Origin of the sequence: Rathayibacter sp. AY2B7 (genome assembly GCF_002931635.1) — a bacterium.
Lineage (GTDB): Bacteria > Actinomycetota > Actinomycetes > Actinomycetales > Microbacteriaceae > Rathayibacter.
In genome coordinates this window covers 1-25,754 of the sequence record NZ_PSUC01000027.1, presented here as the reverse complement: position 1 = coordinate 25,754, position 25,754 = coordinate 1, and the positions used below count along the sequence as shown (strand labels likewise).

Genomic DNA, 25,754 nt, shown 5'->3' with positions numbered 1-25,754 from the left:
CCGACACCCTGCTCGCGTCGCCGGCGGCGCGAGATCCCGCCGGCCCGGACCGGGGAGAACCGGAGCGGACCGGCGCCTGTGGAGGAGCGCCCGGGGCCGGCGGCTCAGCCGGCCGCGGGAGCCCGCAGCACCTTCGCCATCGGTCGTCCCTTCGCGATCTCGTCGATCAGCTTGTCGAGGTACCGGATGCGCTGCATCAGCGGATCCTCGATCGTCTCGACCCGCACGCCGCAGATCATCCCCGTGATCGCCGAGGCCTGCGGAGGCAGGCGCGCCGCCGCGAAGAACTCCTCGAAGGTCGTCCTGCTCTCGAGGTGCCGGGCCAGCTCCTCGTCCGAGAAGCCGGTGAGCCAGCGGACCGCCTCGTCGACCTCCTCCCTCGTCCGGCCCTTGCGCTCCGCCTTCGCCACGTAGAGGGGGTGCACGTCGGCGAACGCCACGGAGAAGATCCTGCTCATGGCCGGGAAGCGTACTCGCGCGACGCCCGGCGCGGCAGAGGCGCCCGCCCCGCTATCCTCCCCAGTGGCCCTCGCGCCTCCACCTCGCAGCCCACAGAGAGAACCACCGTGAGCCTCCTCCGCACCAAGTCCGTCGAGCAGTCGATCGCCGACACCGATGAGCCCGAGTACAAGCTCAAGAAGTCGCTGACCGCGCTCGATCTCACGGTCTTCGGCGTCGGAGTCGTCATCGGCGCCGGCATCTTCACCCTCACCGGCCGCGCCGCCCACGACATCGCCGGACCGGCGATCGTCCTGAGCTTCGTCGTCGCCGCCTTCGCCTGCGCCCTCGCGGCCATGTGCTACGCCGAGTTCGCCTCCACGGTCCCGGTGTCGGGCTCCGCCTACACCTTCTCCTACGCCTCCCTCGGCGAGCTCTTCGCCTGGATCATCGGCTGGGACCTGATCCTCGAGCTGTTCCTCGGAGCGAGCGTGGTCGCGCAGGGGTGGAGCGCGTACCTCGGGTCGCTGCTGCAGCAGCTGGGAGTGACCCTCCCGCCGGCGCTCACCTACGGCGGCGTGGTCGACGTGCCGGCGATCCTGCTCGTCCTCGTGCTCGGCGCGCTGATGACCTTCGGGATCAAGGAATCGCTGCGCGTCAACCTGGTGCTCGTCGCGATCAAGCTGTTCATCGTCCTGTTCGTCATCATCGCGGGCCTGCAGTTCGTGAACACCGCCAACTACACCCCGTTCGTCCCCGCCGCCGAGCCCTCGCCGTCCGCGTCCGGTCTGACCCAGCCGCTGCTCCAGTTCCTCTCGGGCATCGAGCCGGCCACGTTCGGGGTCGGCGGCATCATCGCCGGCGCCTCCCTGGTGTTCTTCGCCTACATCGGGTTCGACGTCGTCGCGACGACCGCGGAGGAGACCCGCCGCCCCCAGCGCGACCTGCCCATCGGCATCATCGCCTCGCTGATCATCTGCACGGTCCTGTACTGCGCCGTCGCCCTCGTCGTGACCGGCATGGTCCCCTACCGCGAGCTCGACCCGTCGGCCGCGCTCGCCAACGCGTTCGCCTACCACGGGCAGACCTGGATGGCGACGGTCATCTCGGCCGGCGCCGTCGCCGGTCTGACCACCGTCGTGCTGACGCTGCTGATCGGAGCGACGCGCATCATCTTCGCGATGGCGCGCGACGGACTCCTCCCCCGGCGCCTGGCCACCGTCCACCCGCGCCTGCGCACGCCGTGGTTCACCTCCGTGGTCGTGACGATCGTCGTCGCGCTGCTCGCCGGGCTCACTCCGATCGGCGTCCTCGAGGAGATGGTCAACATCGGAACGCTCTCGGCGTTCGTGCTGGTCTCGGTCGGCGTCGTGGTGCTGCGCCGCAAGCGGCCCGACCTGAAGCGCGGCTTCCGGGTCCCGCTGAACCCGTGGCTCCCGCTGCTCTCGGCCCTGATCTGCACCTACCTGATGCTCAACCTCTCGATCGAGACCTGGCTGCGCTTCCTGATCTGGCTGGCCGTGGGCTTCGCGATCTACTTCGCCTACTCGCGCAGCCACGCGAAGATCGGCACGCAGCCCTAGGGGGCCAGGCCCACCTTCGGCCTGGCCCAGGAGCGTCCGCGCGTGTCCTTGAGGATGTCGTACTCCACCTCGACGTGCGGCTCGATCGCGCTGTACTTGTCGTTCGGGGCGCCGATCACGAGCTGGAAGCCGAGACCGCGCCACGCACCGATCGCCCGCTTGGTGAAGTGAGCGTCGGCCTTGATCAGCGCCTCGTCCATGAAGACCGGCGCGTACCGGGGGCGGTCTGCTCCCGCGTCGCCGAGCTGATAGCGCAGCGCCGCTCCGACGATGAAGGCGATCAGCTCCTGCGACTCCCCGCCGGACTTCTCGCCGATGTGGTCGTACAGCGCCACGTGCGCTCGGGTGACGGCGTCCACGCGCTCGGCGCTGACCCGGACGTGGTTGCGGACGTCGACGAGGTCGCCGAAGTCGGGCGCGGTGCGCCGCAGCCGCTGGATGAGCCGGGACATCCGCCGGTAGACCTGCTCGCGCTCCTCCTCCGCGGACACGGCCTGGATCTGCGCGCGCACCTCGCGGAGCTCGCGGCGGAAGCGACGGCGCACCTCCGACTGGTTCTCGCGCGTCGTGATCTGCAGGCGGTGGCCGTCGTCGTAGAACGGCAGGTCCTGCATGATCACGTTGATCGGCTCGATCCGCTCGCGGATCTCGCGCAGCGAGCGGCCGAGCGTGGAGTCGAAGCTCGTGAGGTCGTTGCCGGAGAGCGTGAGCAGGCTGTCGCGCCACTCGGTCTCGAGCCGGTGCAGGCCGCTGGTCTCGAGGGCGTCGAGCAGCCGCTCGAAGTCGCCCGCGGACGCCTCGGGGTCCGCGAGCAGGTTGGGATTCGGCCAGCGGTCGAGGAAGCCGGCCATGATCCGGCCGGCGCTCTCGCGCTGCTGCTCGTGCGCCTCGGCCGCGGAGCGGCGGTCCTCCGCCAGTCGCTGTGCCGCCGTGGCGAGCGCTGCGTCGAAGCGGACCAGGACGTCCGAGGCGCTGCCGGACGCCGCGGCCTCGGTCAGCGTGAACCGGGCGTCCAGGAAGGCGCGCTGGTCTTCGTCGAGCTCGCGACCTGCGCGCTCCGCCGCATCGAGAACCGCCTGGCTCGCGTCGACGTCGTCGACCACGACGGCCCACTCCGCCTCGATCCGCTCGCGCTCCACACCGGCGCGCGCGATCTCCTGGCGGAGGCGCTCGAGGCGGCCGCGCAGCCCGTCGATCTGCTCCTGCAGGCCGGCGAGCTCGGGGTTCGCCTCCGCCGCCTCGGCGCCGACCGCCTCCCAGCGCTCCTGCTCGGCGAGCAGCGACTCGACGTCGACCGTCTCCCAGCTCACCAGCGCGAGGCGGGCGTGGCGCGTCATCCGGTCGTCGAGCGCATCGAGGGCCTCCTCCGCCGCCGACGCCGCCGAGACGGCCGCCGCGCTGCGGGCCCGGGCCGCCTCGACCAGGGCGTTCAGCTCGCGGAGTCGACGGGAGTTGGAGAAACCGAGGACGTTCGCGGCGCCGTGGCCGCCGTGCGCACCGCGCTGCCCCTGCGAGAGCTGACCGGTGAGGGTCAGGGCGAGCCGGTGGCGTCCGAGCTCCGCAGCGCTGTCGACGCACACGTAGCCGAAGCGGTCCTCGAGCCGGTCCTGCAGCCAGCCGGTGAAGGCGGTGGCGCGGTAGTCGAGGCGCCCGGGCAGCGTCTGCGGGTCGAGGCCCCGCACCTCCTCGAGCCCGGTCTCCACTCCCTCGTAGCGGAGCCGGACCGGGAGCCGGACGGAGTCGATGGCGCGGCGGAAGCGGTCGAGGTGGGCGGAGTCGATCATCAGCGTCGTCGCGAAGCCGCCGAGGGCGAGCGTGAACGCCTCGCGCCAGGGCTCGAACTCGGCACGCACCTCGACCAGCTCGCCGACGAAGGGCAGGTCGTCGGCGGTGAGGCCGGCTGCCTCCGCGATCCGCTCGCGCGCCTCGTGCAGAGGCCGGGGGATGCTGTCCCGACGGTCCGAGGCCGAGCGCTGCTCCGCCTCGAGCTCGGCGAGCTCGCGCGCCGCGGCCTTCCGCTCGGCGACCGCGTCCGACCAGGCCGCACGGGTGCTGCGCTTGGCGTCGGCCGCGCTCGCCGCCCGGGCGAGCACCGCCTCGAACCGCTCGCGGGTGGTCTCCGGCTCGCCGAGAGCGCGCAGGTCCTCCTCGAGCCGGGCGCGGTTCTCGCGCGCCGCGCCCAACCGCCGCTCCACCTCGCGGAGCTCGCGCTGGGCCGTCTCGAGGCGGTCGCCGCCGGAGGCCCGCAGCACCTCGGCGAGCCCGTCCCGCTCCGACTCCGCCGCCTCGGCGAGCGCCCGCTTCTCGCGGAGCACGGCGTCGACGGCGCGGGTGCGCTCGCGCAGCTCGGCCTCGACGTCGCGCAGCAGGCCGAGGCGCTGCTCAGCGCGCCACAGGGCCGCCGGCGACACCGGGGCGTCGAACTCCCCGAGCGCGTCGATGAGGCGCACGCGCTCCGCGGACGCGGCGATGCGCAGGCGCAGGCCCCGCAACGGCTCGAGTGCCGAGACCTGCTGGCGCGCGGTGAGCATCCGCTGCCGGGTGCTCTCGAGCTCGTCGAAGTGGGCGACGACCGCGTCGGCGGAGGCCAGGGTCTCGGGCTCCTCGAGCACGAGCCGCTTGTAGAGGTCGTCGACGGTCGTGATCTGCTGACCGGCCTGGATGCGGGCGAGCAGGCTCATCGCCTTCGATCCGGCTCCCGCCGCTCCGATGCCGAGCACCGCGTGCAGACGCGCCGAGAACTCGCGATCGGTGCCGAGCGGATCCAGGCCCGCCGCGCGCAGCGACGCGTCGGAGAAGCGGTGCGCCGCCGCCCGGTCGAGCGCGGCGAGGTCGACCGGGCCCTCGGCGCTCGCGCGGATCCGCACGGTCTCCTCGAGCACCCGGGAGCCGGCCGGGACGTACCAGGCGCGGACCGCGCTGAAGCGCGAGCCGTCGTGGTCGACCCAGGTCATCGCGACGGCGGTCCAGGTGTCGACTCCGTCGCCGCGCAGGACGCGCATGGTCGTGCCCTCGTCCGTGCGCGACTCGTCGAGCTTGCCGCGCGCGTAGGAGAGGATGTTGCGCTGGTCCTCGCCGCGCGGACGGCCCGTCACTCCGCCGTTCGAGGCGCCGTTGAACGGCGTGGTGTGCGGCATCATCAGGGCGATGTAGGCGTCCATCAGCGTGGACTTGCCGGAGCCGGAGCCGCCGCAGAGGAGCGTGGCGCCGGGCGAGAAGCGGACCCGGTGGGCGCCGTCGTAGCCGCCCCAGTTGACCAGCTGCAGGTCCTCGGCGAGCCACTGCTGACCGCGGGAGGCGGCGGGGATCAGGCCGAAGAGGGTGTCGAGCATCGTCATCGGGGGTCGTCCTCCGGGTCGGGGGTGTCGTCGTCGGTCGGCTCGTCGTCCAGCGGCTCGTCGTCGGTCGGCTCGTCGTCCGCCTGCTCCGGATCGTCCGAGCCGGGCTCCTCAGCGAGCGCCGCCTCTGCGACCACCGAGGAAGCGGCCTCGCCCGCCCGCCCGCGCAGCCAGTCGCTCAGCTCCCGCAGCTTCGGCGCGCTCAGCACGATCTCCACGATCGGGCTGATCCGGTACCGCCCTGCGGACTCCTCGTCGACGATGCCGTCGCGGCCGAGCCGCTCCAGCGCCTTGCGGACCATGCGCTGCCGGCGGGCGGTGTCGCGCTCGGCGTCGGCGAAGTAGCTGAGCACCGTCTGCTCGACCTCCTCGACGTCCACGCGCGCCGACGCCTCGCCGGCCGCCGACTCCCGCTGATGGACCGTGCGCAGGTGCACCAGCACCAGCGTCTCGGCGCGGGTGTAGGGGAGGTCGCGCAGCAGCACCGGCATCTCGACCTCGTCGGAGCGCACCTGCTGCTTGTAGGCGACCCCGCGCTCGTGGTCGACGACGAGCCGCACGAAGAGGTCGTTCAGCCGCGACTCGATCAGCTGCCGGTGCTCCTGGAGCACGGCCCACTGCTCGCGGTGGCGGTCGGCCAGGAGGAAGCGTCGCTGCAGCACGTGCACGAGCACCCGGCGCACCTCGGTGTCGAGGACGCCGCGGTCGCCGGGGAAGAGCTCGTCGGGGTCCTCCTCCATCGACACGGGCGCGATGAACGGATCGGCGGCAGTCCCGTCGGTCGCCAGGGTGTCACTCATCGTCGGTCTCCTCCTCGGTGCGGGCGGTCACGGATCCGAAGGCGAAGCGGCGCACGGTCCCGTCGGGTCGGCGCGTGCTCACGACGGAGTAGCCCTCGCGGTCGACGAGGCCCGTCCGGTGCGCGATCTCGAGCAGCCCGAGCAGGTCGACGGGCCGTCGCGTGTCCTCCGGAGCCGCGCTGAACGCGTCCGCCAGATCGAACTCGTCGCCGAGCTCCGCCACGTAGGCCTCCAGCTCCGCGTAGCGGGGACCGCCCCAGGCCCGGCTGTCGTCGCCGACGAACTCGGCGTCGCCGTCGTCTCCGGCCAGGGGCGCCGGCCCGCCGGCCGGACGCACGTCTCCCAGGGTCTGGCGCAGGTGGCCGATCCCGGCGACGGGCAGGTGCCGCAGCGGCGCGACCGGCGCGTCCGGGGAGATCCCGCCCGTCCACTCCTGGAGCCCCGCCATCACGTCGCGCAGCAGCTCGTCCACCTGGCGGTCGCGAGCCGGGTCGTGGGTGCGGACCTGGCCCGTGATGACGTGGGACGCTCGACGCTGCGCGGTCAGGACCTCCTGCACGCCCAGCTCCACCCGGCGGCCGATCGCGGCCAGCTCCGCGCGCTGGGCGGGGTCCATCAGTCGGGCGAACGGCTGCACGAGCACGGTGTGCAGCTGATCGGCGAGCGCGTCGATGCGCTCGGGGTCGCCCAGGAGGCGGAGGGCTCCGGCGAACGCACGGCCCTCGCTGGTGGCCTGCATCACGTGCTGACCTCGCTCGAGGTACTCCCGCAGCACCTCGCCGGTCGGGCGGACATCGCGGCGCAGGTCCGCGACCACGTCGCGCTGCATCGCCTTGATCGACTCCGCCACCCGCGCGAAGTCGGCCGGCAGCTCGCGGGCGAGGTGCACCACGTTCTCGGCCTCCTCCAGGAGCTGCTCGTCGTCGGCCGGCTCGAGACCGGCGCCCTCCTCGAGGGCGGCGATCTCGGCGTCCAGGCGCGCCCGCTCCTCGCGGAGCCGCGAGAGGCGGGCCTCCGGGTCGGGATCGACGTCCGCGGCCAGCCGCTCGACCGCCTCCAGCAGGGTGCGCACCCGCGAGTTCGAGACGCGCGTGCGTCCACCTCCGGTGCGCCCGGTGATCTCGAGGGCGCTCACGGCGTGGGCGCTCAGCCGGTAGACCTCGGCCTCGCCCTCGATCTGCGGCACCAGCCAGCCGACGCGGACCCAGTAGCGGCACACCTCGCGCGCCGTGCCGCTCGGCAGAGCGCGCTCGCCCTCGTCGTACCCGGCCGAGCGCAGCTCCTCGAGCAGCTCCCCCACCTCGGCGTGCGCGTCGGCGACCGCCACGGCCTGCCGGTCGACGGTGAACACGAGAGACAGGGCGGCGACGACGAACGGCGCGTAGCGGCCGTGGAGGAGATCGAGGGTCGGCGTCCGGAAGGCGCCGAGGGAGCGCAGGTAGGCGGCCTCGGCGCGGGAGTTCGACATCGCCCTCAAGGATAGGCGGCGGGCCGCCATCGCGCGGACGGGGCGCCAGGGGCCCTCCCGCTCGCGGACCCGACCTGCTCGGCCCGGCTCGATCCTCCGAGCGGCAGGCGGCAGCCGCTCCTCGCCGTTCCGCCGGGGTCGCGATCTCGTCGACGCGAGGATCGCCCGACGCCGTCACCGGCCGACAGCCGCCACCCCGCCCGCCGAGCTCTGCGGCACCGGTCCGCACCTCCACAGAGAGAACCCGGTGACCGCCGAGGCGTGCTCCCCCGGCTCCGTCGCCGCCGGCCCCCACTCCTGCAGCTCGGTGCACCCGTCCGCCACCACGGCCTTCCGCACCGACTCGGTCGGCGGTGCGGAGTTCTTCAGCACCAGCAGAGGCGTGCGTCCTGCCGCGATCATCCGGGTGACGTCCTGCTCGGTGAAGACCCGCGCCTGGCCGGAGTAGCCGCCGTCGGTGAGCACGCTCGCGCCGGTCGCCGTGATGATCGGCGCCGAGATCGCCCAGGAGTCGGTGAGGAACAGGGGCGCCCCGTCCACCCCGCCGCCGGCGGCACGAGCGGCGGCGACCAGGCCGGTCTCGTCCGCGGTCATCGAGTCGTGCCCGCCGACCGCGTCCGGCGACGAGACCGCGAACGGAGCCGAGGTCTCGGCCCGCTGCGGGAAGCGCAGGCCGACGAGCGCGTCCCCGCCCGACCCGTCGAGGGACGCGTCGAGCACCTGCAGGCTGAACGCGACCGGCCCGGCCAGGATCACGACCGCTGCCGCGAGCGCGACGGGACGACGCCGGGCCGCTCCCCTACGGCGCCCGACCGCTCGCTCCACCGCACCGCCCCTCCGTCGCCGCGCCGCCACCGCGATCACGACGAGCCCTGCTCCGGCGAGCGCCGCGAACGGCAGGCCCAGCACCGCGGGCAGCTGCCCGCCCACGGCGAGCGCCGCGCTCCACGCCGTCTGCGCGACAAGGAGGAGCGGCAGCACCAGCCGCGCGACGACCCGGGTCGACGCGAGCAGCCGCACCGCTTCCGCCCAGCCCAGCGCCGCGAGGAGCGCCAGCTGCACTCCGATCGCCGCGACGTAGGCGGTGTGCGGCACCGTCGCCACCGAGAGCACCGCCGCCGCCGTCGCCAGCCACACCGCGGCCAGGACCAGGAGGGCGAACGGACCGCGGGTGCTCCCCCGCCGCGGCCACCAGCGCACCGCCCCCAGGATCAGCCCCGCGAGCGCCGCGGGGTACAGCCAGCCCACCTGGGTCGCGTACTGCGCGAGCAGAAGCTTCACCGGCGACGATCCCGCCGCTCCGCCCATCGCCGCGACGTGGGCGGACGCGACGACGGCGCCGGGCACCGCGCCCGAGATCAGCCGATCGAGCCCGTTGAATCCGAACACCATCGCGAACACGTCGTTCCCCGTCGACCCGTCGATGTACGGCCGGTCGCCCGCGGGCACCGCCTGGATCGCGACCGTCCACGCCACGGAGGCGCCCACCGCGACGGCCAGGAGCCCGCCCGCCCAGGCGAGGGCTCGGCGCCACCCGCGCACCCCGACGAGAGTCGCCACCACGAGCGCCGGCAGGACGAACCAGGCCTGCATCATCTTCGCCTGGAAGCCGATCCCGATGGACAGCCCGGTCATCAGCAGCGGCCACCACCGCTCCGTCAGCACCGCGCGCTGCCACCACACCAGCGCCACGGCGAGTGCCGCCGTGAGCAGCCCGTCCTCCATCGGGTGCCCGAACATCGACACGAAGATCGGCGTGCTCGCCGCCGCTGCCGCCGCGACCAGCCCGAGCCCCCGGCCGCCCCACCGGAGCCCGAGGACCGAGCACGCCGCGACCGTGATCAGCCCCTCGATCAGCTGCGGCAGCGCGATCGACGATGTCGACATGCCGAACAGCCGGATGCTCAGCGCCTGCGGCACCGCGAACCCCGCCAGCTTGTCCAGCGTCACCGTGGCAGCGGGATCGAAGGCTCCGAACGCCAGCGCGTGCCACGACTCCGACATCGACCGTGCCGCCGCCTCGTAGAAGACGGCGTCTCCGCCTCGGGCGAGATTCCAGCCGGTGAGGACCGTCGAACCGCACAGGATCGCGAGGAGGGTGAGCCGCGCCCACCGGGGTTCGCGCCACCAGCGGGCGAGCGGAGCGGAGTGGGTCACGTCCACCGACGCTAGGGAGCCGGCCTGCCGCCGCCCTTGCGGGCGGTCGGGGAGACGCCGTGCATGCCGCTCCAGCCTCTCAGTCCGGACGCCGCCGGCACGGCCGACGACCAGGAAGGGTGCCGCGCCGCCCCGGTCACCCTCCAGGGTGCGGACATGCCCCGCTCCATGGCCGACCTCTCCTTCCGCCGCGCCCAGTGGGAGCAGCGCTACTCACCGCACGTGGCTCCCGTGAACCGCTGGGTCGACGAGCTGCGGAACCCTTACGGACGCGGCTGGCTGCCCTACGTCGCTCCCCTGCACGGCGGAGTGGAGGCGCGCGTCCTCAGCGTCCTCCGCGATCCCGGCCCCGCCACTCAAGACGGCGTCGGAAGCGGCTTCCTCTGCACCGAGAACGACGACCCGACGGCCGAGCTCATGGCCGGGCTGATGGACGAGGTGGGCCTCGCGCCCGCCGACCTGCTGCCATGGAACGCCTACCCCTGGTACATCGCAGCGGCGCCGAACGCCGAGCAGCTCGACGCCGGCGTCGAGACCGTCCTGCATCTGCTCGCGCTCGCTCCCGACGTCGAGGTGGTCCTCCTGCAGGGCGGCGACGCCGATCACGGCTGGCGGCGCCTCCTCAGGCGGCACCCGGCGATCGAGCGCGAGCGCGGCCTCACGGTGATCCGCACGTTCCACCCGTCCCGACAGGCACTCTGGGCACGGGATCCCGCCGAGCGGGAGGCGCGCTCCGCCCGACGTCGCGAGGCCTTCGCCGAGGTCGCCGCAGCGCTCCGGTGAGCGGTCCGCAGCGTCACGACGAGGCCTGGAAACGACGGAAGCCCTGACGACGACCAGTGGTCTCATCAGGGCTTTCCGTCGGGCTGACAGGATTTGAACCTGCGACCCCTTGACCCCCAGTCAAGTGCGCTACCAAGCTGCGCCACAGCCCGTGGCAGACCGGGCCGAGGCCCGGGCAACTCGACTACCTTAGCGGATGCCGACGCCGGAAGTGAAAACGAGCGGGCCCCGTAGACTCGCTGCGCGGAACGCGTCGGCACGGGTCGACGCGCCGTCGGCAGCTCGGGAGGCGTCAGCAGTGGATGCGCGGCAGAAGCGATCACAGGTGGCCCTGCACCGGGCCATCATCGAACTCGCGACCGGCCGCGACGTCGCCACCCTCACCGTCTCCGAGATCACGGATCTCGCCGGCGTGAACCGCTCCACCTTCTACGCCCACGCCTCCTCCGCCGCCGAGCTGCTCTGCGCCGCGCTGCGGGACGAGCTCGATGCGATCCGCGAGGGCTACCTGAAGCAGCTCCGCAGCGGCGCCGCGACCGACGCCAGCATCCGCGAGGGCACGGCGCGCGTCCTCGGCCACCTCGACGGCCACCGTGATCTGTACCTCCGCGCCTTCGACGCCCCCGGCGGGGACTCGGGGCTGCGCGCGATGCTCGCCGGCCACTTCCGCACCGCGGTCTCCGCGACCCTCGACACCGGCGTGCTGGACGTGCCCGCCGCCGACGCCCCGCCCGGGTTCCTCGAGGACGCGACGGCCTCGTACCTCGCGGCGGGCTCCGTCGGTCTGATGGAGCAGTGGCTCCGCCTCCCGGAGCCGCGCGACCCCGACAGCTACCTCGCGGCCTACCGCCGGCTCCTGCCGCCGTGGTGGCCGTTCGCCACCGGCGACTGACCGGCGTACTGCTTCGGAGTCCGCGCCGCGCGGTCACCCGTGAGTCGACTCGGCCAGGGGTCGGACGCCACGGTCGACCGTCACCGAGCTGTCGACGGCTCCGGGCGTCGCGGACGATCGGGTCCCGCCGGAGGGACCGACCTTTCGTGACCAGGCGATCGCTCCGGGGACGCGAACGGCCAGCAGGAGGATCTCCCACGGGCCGGTCACGGTGCGGCTGCGCTCAGCGCGCGCGCTTCTCGCGGACGCGCATGTTGACGTTCACCGGCGAACCCTGGAAGCCGTAGATCTCGCGCAGGCGGCGTGCGATGTAGCGGCGGTAGCCGGGGTCGAGGAACCCGGTCGTGAAGAGGACGAATGTCGGCGGGCGCGACGAGGCCTGCGTGCCGAAGAGCACGCGGGGCTGCTTGCCTCCGCGGAGGGGGTGCGGGTGCGCCGCGGTGAGCTCGGCGAGGAATGCGTTGAACTTGCCCGTCGGGATGCGCGTGTCCCACGACTCGAGGGCGAGCTCGAGCGCCGGCACGAGCTTCTCGAGGTGGCGGCCGGTGCGGGCCGAGATGTTGACGCGGGGCGCCCACGCCACGTGGGCGAGGTCGGTCTCGATCTCGCGCTCGAGGTAGCGGCGGCGCTCGTCGTCGAGGAGGTCCCACTTGTTGAAGGCGAGCACGAGCGCCCGGCCCGACTCCAGCACCAGGTCGATGATGCGGACGTCCTGCTCCGAGATCGGCTGCGAGACGTCGAGGACGACGACGGCGACCTCGGCCTTCTCGAGCGCGGTCGAGGTGCGCAGCGACGCGTAGAAGTCGGCGCCCTGCTGGAGGTGCACGCGGCGGCGGATGCCCGCGGTGTCGACGAAGCGCCAGACCTTGCCGGCGATCTCGACCTGCTCGTCGACCGGGTCGCGGGTGGTGCCGGCGAGCTCGTTGACGACGACCCGCTCCTCCCCCGCCGCCTTGTTGAGCAGGCTGGACTTGCCGACGTTCGGGCGGCCGAGGATCGCGACGCGGCGCGGTCCGCCGACCTCGCGCTTGGCGACGGCCGACTCCAGAGGGAGCTTCTCGAGCACCGCGTCGAGCAGGTCGGCGACGCCGCGGCCGTGGACGGCCGAGACGGGGCGGGGCTCGCCCAGGCCGAGCGACCACAGCGAGGCGGCATTCGGCTCCTGGCGGGCGTCGTCCACCTTGTTGGCGGCGAGGAAGACCGGCTTCTTCGTCTTGCGCAGCAGCTTCACGACGTGCTCGTCGGTCGCGGTCGCGCCCACGTTCGCGTCGACGACGAAGATGACGGCGTCGGCGAGGTCGATGGCGATCTCGGCCTGCATGGCGACGGAGGCGTCGATGCCGCGGGCATCGGGCTCCCAGCCGCCGGTGTCGACGATGGTGAACGCCCTGTCGATCCACTCCGCCTTGTAGGACACGCGGTCGCGCGTGACGCCCGGGGTGTCCTCGACGACGGCCTCGCGGCGGCCGAGGATGCGGTTCACCAGCGCGGACTTGCCGACGTTGGGGCGGCCCACGATCGCCACGACCGGGAGGGCGGGGAGGTAGCGGACCTCGTCCGAGTCCTCCCCGGCGAACTCGAGGAGGTCGAGGTCCTCCTCGTCGAGGTCGTAGTCCTCGAGTCCGCTGCGGAGCGCCTGCGCGCGTGAGGAGGCGAGCTGCTCGTCGAGGTCGCCGAGGCGCTCGACGAGGTCGTCGTCTCCGAAGTTCAGCTCGTCGTCACCGACGTGCGTGTCCTGTGCCATGACCGGCCCTTGCTCTCGAAGTTCGGACCTCGGCGACGACCGCGTCGACGGTCTGCTCGAAGTCGAGATGAGTGGAGTCGAGAAGAGTGACTCCTTCTGCGGCGTTCATGAAGTCGACCACCTGCGAGTCGGCGCGGTCCCTCGACCGCAGCGCCTGACCCGTCGCCTCGGCGGATTCCGTGGTGACCTCGCGCGAACGCCTGGCCATTCTAGCCTCTTCGCTCGCCGTCAGCAGGATCCGGACCGGAGCGGTCGGCGCGACGACCGTCGTGATGTCGCGGCCCTCGACGATGATGCCCTCCCGGCGCGTCTCGCCGATGATCCTCCGGAACAGCAGGGTGATCCTCCGACGGACCTCGGGGACCTTCGCCACGGCCGAGACGCGCGCGGTCACCCGGGGCTCGCGGATGGCGGCGGTCACCTCGGTCGGACCGACCCACACCGAGTACGACTCGGGGTCGGTGCCGATGGAGTAGTCGAAGCCGTCGAGCGCGTCGACGATCGCGTCCTGGTCCTCGAAGTCGAGGCCGCGGTCGAGCCCGTGCCAGGCGAGCGCGCGGTAGGCCGCTCCCGTGTCGAGGAACTCGAAGTCGAGGCGGCGGGCGGCAGCCCTCGACACGCTGGACTTGCCGCTGCCGGCCGGGCCGTCGATGGCTACCACGACGGCCTCGCCGAAGTCGCCCTGCTCGGCGGCCTCGGAGCGCGCCTCGCGCTCGGGAGCCGCGCCCCCGTCCTCCGGGATGCTCTGCTGTGCCCGGCGGGCGGGCGTCATCCTGTTCAGGCCGCCCTCCTGCCTGTTCTGCTCGGTGCTCATCCGGCGATCCTCCAGCCGCGTATGGTCAGTTCTTCGGTCAGCGGCGCGACCGCTTCGGGCACCACCGAGATCTCGGCGAGACCCACTCGGCGCCCCTGCGCGTGCTCGAGGCGCACGTCCTCGAGATTGACGCCCGCCTCGCCGATCTCCACCAGGAGCCGCGCGAGGGTTCCGGGAGAGTCGTCGACGAGGACGATCAGGGTCGAGAAGCGCTGGTCCTGGCCGTGCTTGCCGGGCAGGCGCGCCACTCCGGCGTTGCCCGCGGCCAGGTGCTCGGCGAGCACGCGGCGCGAGCCGGGCGCCTCGAGGTCGCGAAGCGCGTCGGCGACCGCGGCGACGTCGTCGCGGAAGGCGTCGAGCACCGCGACGACGTGCTCGCGGTTCGCGGCCAGGATCTGCATCCAGAGATCGGGGGCCGAGGCCGCCAGGCGCGAGACGTCGCGGACGCCCTGCCCGGCGAGGCGGAGCGCCGCGTTCGGGGCGTCGAGGAGGCGCTGGCCGAGCAGTGACGAGATCACCTGCGGGGCGTGCGAGACGAGGCCGACCGAGAGGTCGTGCTCCTCCGGGTCCATCTCGACGATGGTGCCGCCGAGGTCGAGAGCGAGGCCCTCCACCCGTGCGAGCGCGTCGGGCGCGGTCTCGCCGTCGCGGCAGATCACCCAGGGCCGGCCGACGAAGAGGTCTCCCCGCGCGGCGACCGGTCCGCCGCGCTCGCGGCCGGCCATCGGGTGCGAGCCGATGTAGCGGGCGAGGTCGACGCCGCGGGAGCGCAGCTCGCGCAGCGGCTGGGTCTTGACGCTCGCCACGTCGGTGACGACGGCTCCGGTATGCGCCGCGAGCTCGCGCTCGACGACGCTCGCGGTGACGTCAGGGGGGACGCAGACGACGACGACGGAGGGCCGGTCGTCGGCGGAGGCGGCGCGGCCGGCCCCGTAGTCGATGGCGAGGGAGAGGCTCGCGGGCGAAGCGTCGTCGAGGACGACGTCGATCCCCCGGGAGGCGAGGCCGAGGCCGATGGAGGCGCCGAGCAGGCCGGAGCCGACCACCCGCACCGTCCCGGTCGTCCGCATCGCGGGCGGCGCGGGGTGCAGGAGCTCGTTCACCCCGACAGCCTAGCGATCGGCGCGGCGCTGCTTGTCGGCGCCGGACCGGCGCGGAGGACCGTCGCTCCGCCCGCCGCCGGCGGAGGAGCCGCCGCGATCGGACGACCGTCCCGCCGAGCCGCCGCGGTCGGACGACCGTCCGGACGATCCGCCGCGATCCGAGGATCGCCCGGCCGAGCCGCGCTCCGCCGGGGCGCCGCGCTCGCCGCTGTCCGGCCGGGGCCGCCGCGCCCCCGCGCTCGCCTTCTTCGAGGGGACCACGGGAGCGGCCGCCACTGCCTCGCCGCCCTGCCGCGCGATCGTCAGCAGCGCGCCCAGCTCCTCCCGGGTCAGGTCGCGCAGATCGCCCGAGCGCAGGGTGCCCAGGTGCAGCGGCCCGAACTGGCGGCGGACGAGCTCGATGACGGGGTGGCCGACCGCCGCCATCATCCGGCGGACGACCCGGTTGCGCCCGGAGTGCAGGGTGATCTCGACGAGCGAGGCGTTCGAGCGGCCCTCCGGCCGGCCGAGGAGACGCGCCTTGTCGGCGGCCACCGGTCCGTCGTCGAGCTCGATCCCGGAGGTCAGCGTCGCGATCGTCTGCGGGAGGACCTGCCCGTGCACCTTCGCGATGTAGGTCTTCGTCACTCCGAACGACGGGTGCGCGAGGACGTGGGCGAGCTCGCCGTCGTTGGTCAGAACCAGCAGGCCCGAGGTCTCGGCGTCGAGGCGCCCGACGTTGAACAGCCGCTCCTCGAAGTTCTTCGTGTAGAGGCTGAGGTCGGTGCGTCCGTTCTCGTCCGCCAGCGAGCTGACGACGCCGATCGGCTTGTTGAGCATCACGTAGCGGCGCGAGGTGTCCAGCTGCACCGCGACCCCGTCGACCTCGATCCGGTCGGTCGCCGGATCGATGCGGCGGCCGAGCTCGTCCGCCACCTCGCCGTTGACGCGGATCCGCCGCGCCACGATCATCTCCTCGACCACTCGTCGGGAGGCGACCCCCGCTGCCGCGAGGACCTTCTGCAGTCGTTCGCCGTCGGGGCCGCTGTCAGGCGCGCTCATCGAATCCGTCTCTTCCGTCGCTCAGTAGGGGGGAGATCTTCGGCAGCTCGTCGAGCGAGGTGAGGCCGAGGTGCACGAGCAGCTGCTCGGTGGTGCCGTAGAGGACCGCGCCCGTCTCGGGGTCGTGGCCGACCTCCGCGATGAGGCCGCGGCCGAGGAGGGTGCGCGCGACGGAGTCGACGTTGACCGCGCGGATCTGCGCCACCTGACCGCGCGAGACCGGCTGCTTGTAGGCGATCACGGCGAGCGTCTCGAGTGCCGCCTGCGAGAGCCGCGTCGGGTTCTGCGTCAGGACGAAGTCCTTGACCACCGGGTCGTACTCGCGGCGGACGTAGATCCGCCAGCCGGCACCGACCTCGCGCAGCTCGAAGCCCCGTCGGGTCGCCCTGTCGGCGCCGTCGTAGTCGGCGACCAGGCGCTCGATCGACTGGCGGACCACGGCGATCGGCCTCGACAGCGCGGTCGCGAGGGAGGCGAGCGGCTGCGGCTCGTCCGCGACCATCAGGATCGCCTCGATCGCCCGGTCGATCTCGAACGCGACGGTCCCGGGGCCGGCGTCAGGAGTCATAGTCGGCTCCGAGCGCGGCGAGGCTCGCATCGCTCCACTGCTCGGCGACCCAGCGCAGCGTGAGCTCGCCGAGCGGCTCCGGCTGGTCGAACGAGATCGCGGCGTGCCGGTAGAGCTCGAGCACGGCCAGGAAGCGCGCGACGATCACGCCCTTCTCGTCGGCGTCCGCGATCAGCTCGCCGAACGTGGCCCTCCCGCGGGCGCGCAGCATCGCCACGACGTGGGCGGCCTGCTCCCGGATGCTGATCTGCGGGGCGTGCAGGTGGTCCAGGCCCACCGTCGGCAGCTCGCGCGGAGCGAGGGCGACGGTCGCGAGGGCGGCGAAGTCGGCGGGCGACAGGGTCCAGACGAGCTCCGGCTTCGCGGACCGGTACTCCTCCTCCAGAGGCACGTCGCGCACGTGGCGGGCGGTCTCGATCGCGATCCGCTCGGCGAACCACGACGACACCTGCTTGAAGGCCCGGTACTGCAGGAGCCGGGCGAACAGCAGGTCTCGCGCCTCCAGCAGCGCCGCGTCCTCGGCGTCCACGAGCTCGCCCTGGGGCAGGAGTCCGGCGATCTTCAGGTCGAGGAGCGTCGCGGCGACGACGAGGAACTCCGACGCGCGGTCCAGCCCCTCGAGCGAGTCGATCCCGTGCAGGTACGAGAGGAACTCGTCCGTCACGGCGCTCAGCGCGATCTCGGTGATGTCGACCTGCTGCTTCGCGATGAGGCTCAGCAGGAGGTCGAACGGACCCTCGAAGTTGGTCAGCGCGAGGTGGAACCCGGTGGGAGCGGCGCGCTCCTCGAGGAGGACCTCAGGCGACCGCGCCACGCGAGATCAGCTCCCTGGCGAGCTTGCGGTATGCCTTCGCGGCGTTGTGCTCGGGCGCGAACTGGGTGATCGGGACGCCGGACACGCTGGCGTCCGGGAACTTCACCGTGCGGCCGATCACCGTCTCGAGCACGCTGTCGCCGAAGGCGTCGACCACGCGGTCGAGCACCTCCCGCGAGTGCAGGGTGCGGGAGTCGTACATCGTGGGCAGGATGCCGTCGAGCTCGATCACCGGGTTGAGCCGGTCGCGGACCTTGTCGATCGTCTCGATCAGCAGGGCGACGCCGCGCAGCGCGAAGAACTCGCACTCGAGCGGGATGAGCACGCCGTGGCTCGCGGTGAGCGCGTTGACCGTGAGCAGGCCCAGCGAGGGCTGGCAGTCGATCAGGATGACGTCGTAGTCCGCGCTCACCTTGCGGAGCACGCGGGCGAGGATCTGCTCGCGCGCGACCTCGTTGACGAGGTGGACCTCGGCGGCGGAGAGGTCGATGTTGGCCGGGATGACGTCCAGGCCCGGCACGCGGGTCCTCCGGATCGCCTCGGCCGGGTCCTTCACGGTGCCGAGGAGCAGGTCGTAGATCGTGATGGCGTCGTAGGTGGTGACCCCGAGGCCGGCCGAGAGGGCGCCCTGCGGGTCGAAGTCGATGGCCAGCACGCGGCGGCCGTACTCGGCGAGGGTCGCGCCCAGGTTGATGGTCGTCGTCGTCTTTCCGACGCCGCCCTTCTGGTTGCAGAGGGAGATGATCCGAGCGGGGCCGTGACCGGTGAGCTCCACCGGCAGCGGGAAGTCGCGCAGGGGGCGGCCGGTCGGGCCGAGCGTCGGGGCTTCGAGACCGGTGAGCTCGGCCTTGTCGTCCGTCTTGCGTGTCACCTGCGTCGTCCTCGCTTCCGTGGCGGCGTGCGCTCCCGCGCGGCCTCCGACGAGTGTACCGGCGCCCCGCTCCCCGGCCGCCGCGCCCCGCCGCGCGGGTCCGCGGCTCTAGCGCCGCGCTCGCGGGTGCGCGGACGTGTAGACGTCCCGGAGCGTGTCCGCGGTCACCAGCGTGTAGATCTGCGTCGTCGCCACCGAGGCGTGCCCGAGGAGCTCCTGCACCACGCGGACGTCGGCGCCGCCCGCGAGCAGGTGGGTCGCGAAGGAGTGCCGGAAGGTGTGCGGCGAGATCTCCCGGTCCAGCGCGGCCTTCTCGGCGACGGCGCGGATGACCAGCCAGGCGCTCTGCCGCGACAGGCGGCTCCCGCGGACCCCCAGGAAGAGCGCCGGCGTCGCGCGCCCCCTCCGCGAGAGCTCGGGCCGCGCACGCACGAGGTACTCGTCGACCGCCTCGCGGGCGAAGCGGCCGAGCGGCACCATCCGCTGCTTGGACCCCTTGCCCGTCAGCCGCACCACCTCCGCGGCGACCACGTCGTCGACGTTCAGGTCCACCGCCTCCGAGATGCGCGCGCCCGTCGCGTAGAGCAGCTCCAGCAGGGCCCGGTCCCGCAGGTCCGCGAGCTCCTCGCCGCGCGCCGCGTCGAGCAGTGCCGCCATCTGCTCGACCGTGACCGCCTTCGGCAGGGTCATCGGGATCTTCGGCGGCACCACGTCCCGGGCCACGTCGTCCGCGACGACCCCCTCCTCGAGGGCGAAGCGGTGCAGCCCTCGGACGCTCGAGAGGATCCGTGCGCGCGAGCTCGCCGCGAGCGGCCGCTCCGGGCGTGCGGCCAGCCAGGAGGAGAACTCCCCCACGTCGACGCGTCCGAGCTGCGCCAGATCGACGGTCCCGCGCTCCTCGAGCCAGCCGAGGTAGAGCTCCAGGTCGCGCCGGTAGGCCGCGAGCGTGTGCGCCGAGAGCCCGCGCTCCACGCTCGCCTGCCGGAGGTAGGCCTCGGCGCAGGCGCGGGGGCTCACCCCCGGGGGTGGCGGACCAGCGGGTGGCGCGTCCACGGCGAGGACGCGTCGCCCAGCCCGTCCCAGTCGCGCGAGCGGAACGCGTGCGCCGCGAGCACCGCGATCGTCAGCGAGGGGTTCTGCACCCGGCGGGCGAGGACCGCCTCGACCGCCTCGTCCAGCGGCACCCACCGCAGCTCCATGTCGGCCTCCTCCGCCTCGCGGTCGAAGGCGGAGCCGGTGGACGAGAGCCCGCGGGCCAGGTAGATCCGGATGACCTCGTCGCTGCCGCCCGGCGAGGTGGCGAACTCCGAGAGCAGGTCCCAGCGCTCGGCCTGCAGGTCCGTCTCCTCGCCCAGCTCCCGCTGAGCGGCGACCAGAGGATCCTCCCCCTCCACGTCGAGCAGACCGGCCGGGATCTCCCACTCGCGGGTGCGGACCGGGTGCCGGTACTGCTTGATCAGGGCGACGCGGCCCTCGTCGTCGAGGGCCAGCACCGCGACGGCTCCCGTGTGATCGAGGAACTCCCGGCGCAGCTCGCCGCCGCCGTAGCGGAACGTCTCCGCGCGGACGCCCCAGACCATCCCGTCGAAGACGCGCTCACTGGTCAGGACCTCCGGCTCGACGAGTTCGTCCGACAGCGGCTCACTCATCGGCGCCCGCCTCCGATGCCGGGAAGAGGCGCGAGGCCTCCTGGCGCTCGAGGGCGGCGGTCACGAGGCCGCGGAAGAGCGGGTGCGCGGCGTTCGGGCGCGAGCGGAGCTCCGGGTGCGCCTGCGTGCCCACGTAGTAGGGGTGCTTCTCGCGGGGCAGCTCGACGTACTCCACGAGGTGGCCGTCGGGCGAGAGGCCCGAGAACCAGAGCCCCGCCTCGGCGATCCGGTCGCGGTAGCGGTTGTTGACCTCGTAGCGGTGACGGTGGCGCTCGGCAGCCTCAGGTGCGCCGTACACCTCGGCGACGATCGAGCCCTCAGCGAGCTCGGCCGTGTAGAGGCCGAGGCGCATCGTGCCGCCCATGTCCCCGGACGCGAGGATCTCGACCTGCTCGGCCATCGTCGCGATGACGGGGAACTCCGTCTCCGGATCGAACTCCGACGACGAGGCCCCCTCGAGGCCGGCCTCGTTGCGGGCGTACTCGATGACCATGCACTGCAGGCCGAGGCAGAGCCCGAGCGTCGGGATCCCGTTCTCCCGCGCGAAGCGCAGCGCGCCGAGCTTGCCCTCGATGCCGCGGATGCCGAAGCCGCCGGGCACGCAGATGCCGTCGAGCTCGGAGAGCGCCTTGGCCGCAGCCTCGGGGTCCTCGAGCCCGTCGGAGGCGATCCAGCGGATGGCGACCTTCGTCTGCTGCGCGAATCCGCCGGCTCGCAGAGCCTCCGTCACGGAGAGGTAGGCGTCGGGCAGGTCGATGTACTTCCCGACCAGGCCGATGGTGACCTCGTGCTTGGGCTCGTGCACGGCCTCGAGCAGTCGCGACCAGCCGTCCCAGACGACCTCGCCGGCCGGGAGGCCCAGCTGGTCGATGATGTAGGCGTCGAGGCCCTGCTCGTTGAGCATCTGCGGGATCTCGTAGATCGACGCGACGTCCTTGGCGTTGACCACGGCCTGCTCGTCGACGTCGCACATCAGCGCGATCTTGCGCTTGTTCGACTCCGACACGGGCCGGTCGCTCCGCAGCACCAGGGCGTCCGGCTGGATGCCGATCGAGCGCAGCGCCGCGACGGAGTGCTGGGTGGGCTTGGTCTTCTGCTCGCCGGAGGCGCCCATGAAGGGCACCAGCGAGACGTGCACGAAGAAGACGTTGCGGCGGCCGAGCTCGTGGCGGACCTGGCGGGCCGACTCGATGAACGGCTGGCTCTCGATGTCGCCGACGGTGCCGCCGATCTCGGTGATGATGACGTCCGGCTGCGGGTCGTCCTCCGACTGGAGGCGCATGCGCCGCTTGATCTCGTCCGTGATGTGCGGGATGACCTGGACCGTGTCGCCGAGGTACTCGCCGGCGCGCTCGCGCGCGATGACCCTCGAGTAGATCTGGCCGGTCGTGACGTTCGCGGCCTGGTTCAGGTTGATGTCGAGGAAGCGCTCGTAGTGGCCGATGTCGAGGTCGGTCTCGGCGCCGTCGTCGGTCACGAAGACCTCGCCGTGCTGGAACGGGTTCATCGTCCCCGGGTCCACGTTGAGGTACGGGTCGAGCTTCTGCATGACGACGCGCAGCCCGCGCGCGGTCAGCAGGTTGCCCAGGCTCGCGGCCGTGAGTCCTTTGCCGAGCGAGGAGACGACACCGCCGGTGACGAAGATGTGCTTCGTGATCTTCGAGGGGGCGTCCTGCCCGGCCGTCGAAGCGTTCCGGGTCGAGGACCCGGAGGAGCCCTCGGGATCCGAGGGAGAAGAAGAGGAAAGGCCCGCGTTCGTAAAGTCCACCACGGGGTTCCACCGTAACAGCAGAACGGCGGCGGCGGACCGCCCGGGACGGATCGATGTCGTCCCGGGCCGCTCGCTATCAGCCCCGCCGGCTCGATTCGAGGAGCTCCCGCGCATGAGCGAGAGCGTTGGCGGAGTCGGTGAGCCCCGAGAGCAGGCGCGCCATCTCGGACACCCGCTCCTCGGAGTCGAGCTGCGTCACGGCGCTCGAGGTCACCGCGCCGTCCGAGCCCTTCTCGACGCGGAGGTGATTCGTGGCGAATGCGGCGACCTGCGCGAGGTGGGTCACCACGATGACCTGCGACGTCTCGGCGAGCCGCGCGAGCCGTCGGCCGATCTCGATCGCCGCTGCTCCGCCGACCCCCGCGTCGACCTCGTCGAAGACGAACGTCGGAACGGGGTCGTTGGCGGCGACCACGACCTCGATCGCGAGCATCACCCGCGAGAGCTCGCCGCCCGAGGCTCCGCGGGCGAGGGGCCGGGGTGCGGCCCCGGTGTGCGGCTGGAGCAGCATCTCGACGGAGTCGCGCCCGTGGACGCTCGGCTCCCCCGCGGCCGTCACCTTCACGTGCAGGCGCGCATCCGCCATGGCCAGCGCGGTGAGCTCGTCGCTGACCCGCTCCCCCAGCTCGGCGGCCGCCGCAGTCCGCAGCTCGGTCAGCCGGGTCGCGAGGCGGTCGACGAGGTCCGCGTCGGCCGCGGTGTCGGCCTCGAGAGCCGCGATCCTCTCGTCGTCGCCGTCGAGCTCGAGCAGGCGGAGTCCGGAGGAGTCCACCAGGTCGAGCACGTCGTCCAGCGTCGGTCCGTAGGTGCGGGCGAGCAGAGACAGCTCCGCCCGCCGGTTCTCGATCAGCTCCAGGTCGTGCGCGCCGTCGAGGTCGAGCTCCGCCAGGTACGAGGAGAGCCCGCCGGCGGCGTCGACGAGGAGCACCGCCGCCTCGCCGAGCGTCTGGACCGTCGGCTGCAGCGCGGCGTCGTGCTCGGCCGCCCGCTCCAGCACGCGCCGCGCCGTCTCGAGGAGCCCGAGCGCGTCCCGCCCGTCCAGCTCCTCGGACGAGATCGCCTCGCGGGCCTCGCCGGCGGCGAGCCGCAGCTGCTCGATGCTCCCGAGCCGGGCGGACTGCGCCGCGAGCTCGACGTCCTCCCCGCGCTGGGGGGCGACCACCTCGATCTCGGCGAGGGCGGAGCGGAGCCGTTCGGCTTCGCGGGCGCGCGTCTCCCGGGCCTCGGTGAGCGAGTCGAGCTCCTCCCGGTTGGCCCGCCAGCGCTCGAAGGCGCTCGCGTAGTCGCGGAGGGCGTCGGCGAGACCGGGTCCGCCGAACCGGTCGAGCGCCTCGCGCTGCGCCGCGGCGGAGCGGAGGCGGATCTGGTCCGACTGCCCGTGCACGACGACCAGCTGATCGGCGAGCTCGCTCAGCACGCTGACCGGTGCGCTCCGGCCGCCGACGACGGCTCGTCCGCGTCCCTCCGCCGAGACCGAGCGCGCGAGGAGCAGCTCCGGGCCGTCGAGATCGCCGCCGGCGTCGTGGACGCGCTCGGCGACCGGGCCCTGCTCGGGGACCAGCCAGCGCCCCGACACCCAGGCCTGCTTCGCTCCCGAGCGCACCGCGGACGCGTCCGAGCGCGCGCCCAGCACGAGGCCGAGCGCCGTGACCACCATCGTCTTGCCGGCGCCGGTCTCGCCGGTGACCGCGGTGAAGCCCGGTCCGAGCGGAAGCGTCGCCTCGGCGATCACTCCGAGGTCGCGGATCTGCAGCTCTTCGAGCATCGGGCCTTACTCCGTCTCCGCCGACCCCCGCCATCCGCGGATGGGGAGACCGAACTTGTGCACGAGTCGATCGGTGAAGGGGGCGTCGTGCAGGCGTGCGAAGCGCACGGGCACGGGCGAGCGCCGGTAGACGACGCGCGCTCCCGGCGGCAGCTCGTAGGCGCGCCGGCCGTCGGCCCAGAGGACGCCGACGCCGTCGGTCCTCTCCTTGACCTCGACGGCGAGGCTCGACGACGGGCCCACGACGAGGGGCCGCGCGAAGAGCGCATGGGCACTGAGCGGAACGAGGAGCATCGCCTCGACGGTCGGCCACACGACGGGGCCGCCCCCGGAGAAGGCGTAAGCGGTGGAACCGGTCGGAGTGGACACGACGATGCCGTCGCAGCCGAAGCTCGACAGCGGACGTCCGTCGACGCCCACCATGACCTCGAGCATCCGCTCGCGACTGCCCTTCTCGACGGTGGCCTCGTTGAGCGCCCACGTCTCGTAGACGACGGCCTCGTCGATCTTGACGCGCACCTGCAGGGTCATCCGCTCCTCGACCGCGTAGTCGCCGTCGAGCGCACGGGCGACGGCGTCGTCGAGATCGTCCCGCTCACTCTCGGCGAGGAACCCGACGTGGCCGAGGTTCACGCCGAGCAGAGGGGCCGTCCCGGACCGGACGATCTCCGCCGCGCGGAGGATGGTCCCGTCCCCGCCGAGCACGAACACGAGCTCGATGGACTCGAGCGGCACGTCGGACCCGAGCACGGCGACGTCGCTCAGATCCGGAGCGACCGCGACGATGTCGCCCTTGTCGTCGGCGCAGAGGACGGGGTGGGCGCCGGAGTTCCGGAGACGCTCGACGACGAGGACCGCCGCATCGAGGGAGTCCGTCCGTCCGGTGTGGGCGACGACGAGGATGTTGCGCTCGTCACGAGGGGACTGCATCGAGGGTGTGTCCTTCTGGTCGGTCGACAGCGGCGGACACGATCGCGTCACCCGGTGGTGAGCGCGGTGACCGCGTCCCTCCATTCTGTCGGAATCGTTCCGCGGTCGCGGTGGAGGTGCGCCAGATACTCGCGATTCCCAGCGCCCCCCGGGAGTGGCGACTCGGCCAGCCCGACGACGCCGAGCCCCAGGTCCCACGCCGACCACAGGACGTCCGAGAGGGCCTCGCGACGCAGCTCCGGATCCCGGACGATCCCCTCCCGCACCCCCAAGCGGCCGACCTCGAACTGCGGCTTCACCAGCACCACGAAGTCGGCGAGCGGATCCACGGAGGCGGCGACGGGAGGCAGAACCATCCGCAGGGAGATGAAGGACACGTCGGACACGACCAGGTCCGGGACGATCTCCGTCCTGGCGGCTTCGGCGAGCCGGGCGGCGGTGAGATCCCGCGCATTGAACCCCTCCACCACGTGGACGCGATCGTCGGACCGGATCCGCGGAGCGAGCTGGGCGTGCCCGACGTCGAGCGCGATCACCGAGACGGCGCCGCGCTCGAGCAGGACCTGCGAGAACCCCCCCGTCGACGCCCCGACGTCGAGAGCGTTCCGGCCGGCGACTCGCACCGTCGCGAAGGTGTCGAGGGCGGCGAGCAGCTTGTGGGCGGCCCGGCTGACGTAGTGGTCGAGGCCGGCGACCGCGACGTCCTGATCGTCGCGGACGCGGATCGAGGGCTTCAGTGCAGGGACGCCGTCCACCGTCACCAGACCGTCGGCGATCATCCGAGCGGCATGGGTGCGGGACCGGGCGATGCCCCGTTCCGCGAGAGCCGAGTCGAGTCGCGAGTCGTCGGTCATCGGTCGCGGTCCGCGTTCTCGAGTCGGATGCGCAGCTGCTCCTGCAGCTGGACGTATCCGGTTGCCCTCTCGTTGAGCGCAGCCTGCTCGATCCGGAGGAGCTCGTCCGACAGGACGTGTTCCTCCACGACGTCGAAGCCGTTCTGGAGCGGCCTCGATTCCGGAGAGGGTGTCGGGTCGTGCTGAGTCATCGCTGCTCCTCGTTCCGGAGTCGGGCGACGACGGTCATCGTCGCTCCAGCCGGCCTGTTCCTCCTCGAACAGAGACCGACCGGTTAAACAGCGATGGCCACCCATTTCTGGGTGGCCATCGTGAATGGTGTCCGGCGGTGTCCTACTCTCCCACAGGGTCCCCCCTGCAGTACCATCGGC

21 protein-coding genes, 1 tRNA gene and 1 pseudogene are annotated in these 25,754 nt (G+C 72.9%); 3 read left to right on the top strand and 20 right to left on the bottom strand.

What is annotated here, in order from left to right; translation table 11 throughout:
• Positions 1-104: 104 nt before the first annotated feature.
• Complete coding sequence (locus C5C27_RS06900) at positions 105-458, bottom strand: DUF2200 domain-containing protein (RefSeq protein WP_104257296.1); 354 nt, start codon at positions 456-458, stop codon at positions 105-107.
• Between the two features lie 108 nt (positions 459-566).
• Between C5C27_RS06900 and C5C27_RS06895 the strand changes: the two genes are divergently transcribed.
• Positions 567-2,021, top strand: a complete 1,455-nt coding sequence (locus C5C27_RS06895; protein WP_104233381.1) for an amino acid permease — start codon at positions 567-569, stop codon at positions 2,019-2,021.
• Here C5C27_RS06895 and C5C27_RS06890 read toward each other — a convergent pair.
• From C5C27_RS06890 to C5C27_RS06875, 4 genes are all read right to left on the bottom strand, one after another.
• Positions 2,018-5,359 carry an ATP-binding protein gene (locus C5C27_RS06890; RefSeq protein ID WP_104313984.1) on the bottom strand — a complete coding sequence of 1,114 codons (3,342 nt, stop codon included), beginning with the start codon at positions 5,357-5,359 and terminating at the stop codon, positions 2,018-2,020. The two genes, C5C27_RS06895 and C5C27_RS06890, sit on opposite strands and share 4 nt — an antisense overlap.
• On the bottom strand, positions 5,356-6,159 hold the full coding sequence (locus tag C5C27_RS06885; protein ID WP_104313983.1) for a DUF4194 domain-containing protein: 804 nt from the start codon (positions 6,157-6,159) through the stop codon (positions 5,356-5,358). Before C5C27_RS06885 ends, C5C27_RS06890 begins: the two co-directional genes overlap by 4 nt.
• A complete protein-coding gene (locus C5C27_RS06880; RefSeq protein WP_104313982.1) occupies positions 6,152-7,627 on the bottom strand; it encodes a DUF3375 domain-containing protein in 1,476 nt (491 codons plus the stop codon). The genes C5C27_RS06885 and C5C27_RS06880 overlap by 8 nt, the downstream gene beginning before the upstream one ends.
• A 174-nt stretch (positions 7,628-7,801) precedes the next feature.
• Positions 7,802-9,784 carry a glycosyltransferase family 39 protein gene (locus tag C5C27_RS06875; protein ID WP_104313981.1) on the bottom strand — a complete coding sequence of 661 codons (1,983 nt, stop codon included), beginning with the start codon at positions 9,782-9,784 and terminating at the stop codon, positions 7,802-7,804.
• A gap of 63 nt (positions 9,785-9,847) precedes the next feature.
• Here C5C27_RS06875 and C5C27_RS06870 point away from each other — a divergent pair, with 63 nt between their 5' ends.
• Positions 9,848-10,567 (top strand): uracil-DNA glycosylase, encoded by a 720-nt coding sequence (locus tag C5C27_RS06870; protein ID WP_219813141.1) that lies wholly within the window; start codon positions 9,848-9,850, stop codon positions 10,565-10,567.
• A gap of 78 nt (positions 10,568-10,645) precedes the next feature.
• Here C5C27_RS06870 and C5C27_RS06865 read toward each other — a convergent pair.
• Positions 10,646-10,719, bottom strand: a tRNA-Pro gene (locus C5C27_RS06865).
• Positions 10,720-10,892: 173 nt separating this feature from the next.
• Here C5C27_RS06865 and C5C27_RS06860 point away from each other — a divergent pair.
• Entirely contained in the window at positions 10,893-11,459 is a 567-nt protein-coding gene (locus C5C27_RS06860) for a TetR/AcrR family transcriptional regulator (RefSeq protein ID WP_104238577.1), read from the top strand.
• 223 nt (positions 11,460-11,682) lie between these two features.
• Here the strand turns inward: C5C27_RS06860 and der are convergent, their stop codons facing one another.
• From der to C5C27_RS06790, 14 genes and pseudogenes are all read right to left on the bottom strand, one after another.
• A complete protein-coding gene (gene der, locus C5C27_RS06855) occupies positions 11,683-13,203 on the bottom strand; it encodes a ribosome biogenesis GTPase Der (RefSeq protein WP_104222506.1) in 1,521 nt (506 codons plus the stop codon).
• On the bottom strand, positions 13,178-14,017 hold the full coding sequence (gene cmk / locus C5C27_RS06850; protein WP_244229618.1) for a (d)CMP kinase: 840 nt from the start codon (positions 14,015-14,017) through the stop codon (positions 13,178-13,180). The genes der and cmk overlap by 26 nt, the downstream gene beginning before the upstream one ends.
• The gene (locus tag C5C27_RS06845) at positions 14,014-15,087 is read right to left on the bottom strand and encodes a prephenate dehydrogenase (RefSeq protein WP_104313989.1); all 1,074 of its coding nucleotides are present in this window, start codon (positions 15,085-15,087) and stop codon (positions 14,014-14,016) included. The genes cmk and C5C27_RS06845 overlap by 4 nt, the downstream gene beginning before the upstream one ends.
• A 315-nt stretch (positions 15,088-15,402) precedes the next feature.
• Positions 15,403-16,161: pseudogene (locus C5C27_RS06840) on the bottom strand (pseudouridine synthase); the annotation flags it as partial.
• The gene (scpB, locus tag C5C27_RS06835; protein WP_104313979.1) at positions 16,148-16,729 is read right to left on the bottom strand and encodes an SMC-Scp complex subunit ScpB; all 582 of its coding nucleotides are present in this window, start codon (positions 16,727-16,729) and stop codon (positions 16,148-16,150) included. The pseudogene C5C27_RS06840 and the gene scpB, both read right to left, overlap by 14 nt.
• A complete protein-coding gene (locus C5C27_RS06830) occupies positions 16,719-17,543 on the bottom strand; it encodes a ScpA family protein (RefSeq protein WP_104267431.1) in 825 nt (274 codons plus the stop codon). Before C5C27_RS06830 ends, scpB begins: the two co-directional genes overlap by 11 nt.
• Entirely contained in the window at positions 17,527-18,414 is an 888-nt protein-coding gene (locus C5C27_RS06825) for a ParA family protein (RefSeq protein ID WP_104222502.1), read from the bottom strand. Before C5C27_RS06825 ends, C5C27_RS06830 begins: the two co-directional genes overlap by 17 nt.
• 108 nt (positions 18,415-18,522) lie before the next feature.
• The gene (xerD, locus tag C5C27_RS06820; RefSeq protein ID WP_104313978.1) at positions 18,523-19,431 is read right to left on the bottom strand and encodes a site-specific tyrosine recombinase XerD; all 909 of its coding nucleotides are present in this window, start codon (positions 19,429-19,431) and stop codon (positions 18,523-18,525) included.
• Positions 19,428-20,063, bottom strand: coding sequence for an NUDIX hydrolase (locus tag C5C27_RS06815; protein ID WP_104313977.1), 636 nt, complete (start codon positions 20,061-20,063; stop codon positions 19,428-19,430). Before C5C27_RS06815 ends, xerD begins: the two co-directional genes overlap by 4 nt.
• Positions 20,056-21,720 carry a CTP synthase gene (locus C5C27_RS06810; RefSeq protein WP_104222604.1) on the bottom strand — a complete coding sequence of 555 codons (1,665 nt, stop codon included), beginning with the start codon at positions 21,718-21,720 and terminating at the stop codon, positions 20,056-20,058. Before C5C27_RS06810 ends, C5C27_RS06815 begins: the two co-directional genes overlap by 8 nt.
• A gap of 190 nt (positions 21,721-21,910) precedes the next feature.
• The gene (recN, locus tag C5C27_RS06805) at positions 21,911-23,599 is read right to left on the bottom strand and encodes a DNA repair protein RecN (RefSeq protein WP_104250718.1); all 1,689 of its coding nucleotides are present in this window, start codon (positions 23,597-23,599) and stop codon (positions 21,911-21,913) included.
• A gap of 6 nt (positions 23,600-23,605) precedes the next feature.
• Positions 23,606-24,529, bottom strand: a complete 924-nt coding sequence (locus C5C27_RS06800; RefSeq protein WP_104222498.1) for an NAD kinase — start codon at positions 24,527-24,529, stop codon at positions 23,606-23,608.
• A gap of 47 nt (positions 24,530-24,576) precedes the next feature.
• Complete coding sequence (locus tag C5C27_RS06795; RefSeq protein ID WP_104313976.1) at positions 24,577-25,383, bottom strand: TlyA family RNA methyltransferase; 807 nt, start codon at positions 25,381-25,383, stop codon at positions 24,577-24,579.
• Positions 25,380-25,574 carry a hypothetical protein gene (locus tag C5C27_RS06790; protein WP_104313975.1) on the bottom strand — a complete coding sequence of 65 codons (195 nt, stop codon included), beginning with the start codon at positions 25,572-25,574 and terminating at the stop codon, positions 25,380-25,382. The genes C5C27_RS06795 and C5C27_RS06790 overlap by 4 nt, the downstream gene beginning before the upstream one ends.
• Positions 25,575-25,754 lie beyond the last annotated feature (180 nt).

Bases quoted from the DNA above. Each gene is read 5' to 3' on its own strand.
- C5C27_RS06845 (WP_104313989.1), bottom strand. From the start codon at position 15,087: ATGCGGACGACCGGGACGGTGCGGGTGGTCGGCTCCGGCCTGCTCGGC.
- recN (WP_104250718.1), bottom strand. From the start codon at position 23,599: ATGCTCGAAGAGCTGCAGATCCGCGACCTCGGAGTGATCGCCGAGGCG.
- C5C27_RS06790 (WP_104313975.1), bottom strand. From the start codon at position 25,574: ATGACTCAGCACGACCCGACACCCTCTCCGGAATCGAGGCCGCTCCAG.
- scpB (WP_104313979.1), bottom strand. From the start codon at position 16,729: ATGACTCCTGACGCCGGCCCCGGGACCGTCGCGTTCGAGATCGACCGG.
- C5C27_RS06900 (WP_104257296.1), bottom strand. From the start codon at position 458: ATGAGCAGGATCTTCTCCGTGGCGTTCGCCGACGTGCACCCCCTCTAC.
- C5C27_RS06890 (WP_104313984.1), bottom strand. From the start codon at position 5,359: ATGACGATGCTCGACACCCTCTTCGGCCTGATCCCCGCCGCCTCCCGC.
- C5C27_RS06870 (WP_219813141.1), top strand. From the start codon at position 9,848: ATGCCGCTCCAGCCTCTCAGTCCGGACGCCGCCGGCACGGCCGACGAC.
- C5C27_RS06795 (WP_104313976.1), bottom strand. From the start codon at position 25,383: ATGACCGACGACTCGCGACTCGACTCGGCTCTCGCGGAACGGGGCATC.
- C5C27_RS06800 (WP_104222498.1), bottom strand. From the start codon at position 24,529: ATGCAGTCCCCTCGTGACGAGCGCAACATCCTCGTCGTCGCCCACACC.
- cmk (WP_244229618.1), bottom strand. From the start codon at position 14,017: ATGAGCACCGAGCAGAACAGGCAGGAGGGCGGCCTGAACAGGATGACG.
- C5C27_RS06880 (WP_104313982.1), bottom strand. From the start codon at position 7,627: ATGTCGAACTCCCGCGCCGAGGCCGCCTACCTGCGCTCCCTCGGCGCC.
- C5C27_RS06815 (WP_104313977.1), bottom strand. From the start codon at position 20,063: ATGAGTGAGCCGCTGTCGGACGAACTCGTCGAGCCGGAGGTCCTGACC.
- der (WP_104222506.1), bottom strand. From the start codon at position 13,203: ATGGCACAGGACACGCACGTCGGTGACGACGAGCTGAACTTCGGAGAC.
- C5C27_RS06885 (WP_104313983.1), bottom strand. From the start codon at position 6,159: ATGAGTGACACCCTGGCGACCGACGGGACTGCCGCCGATCCGTTCATC.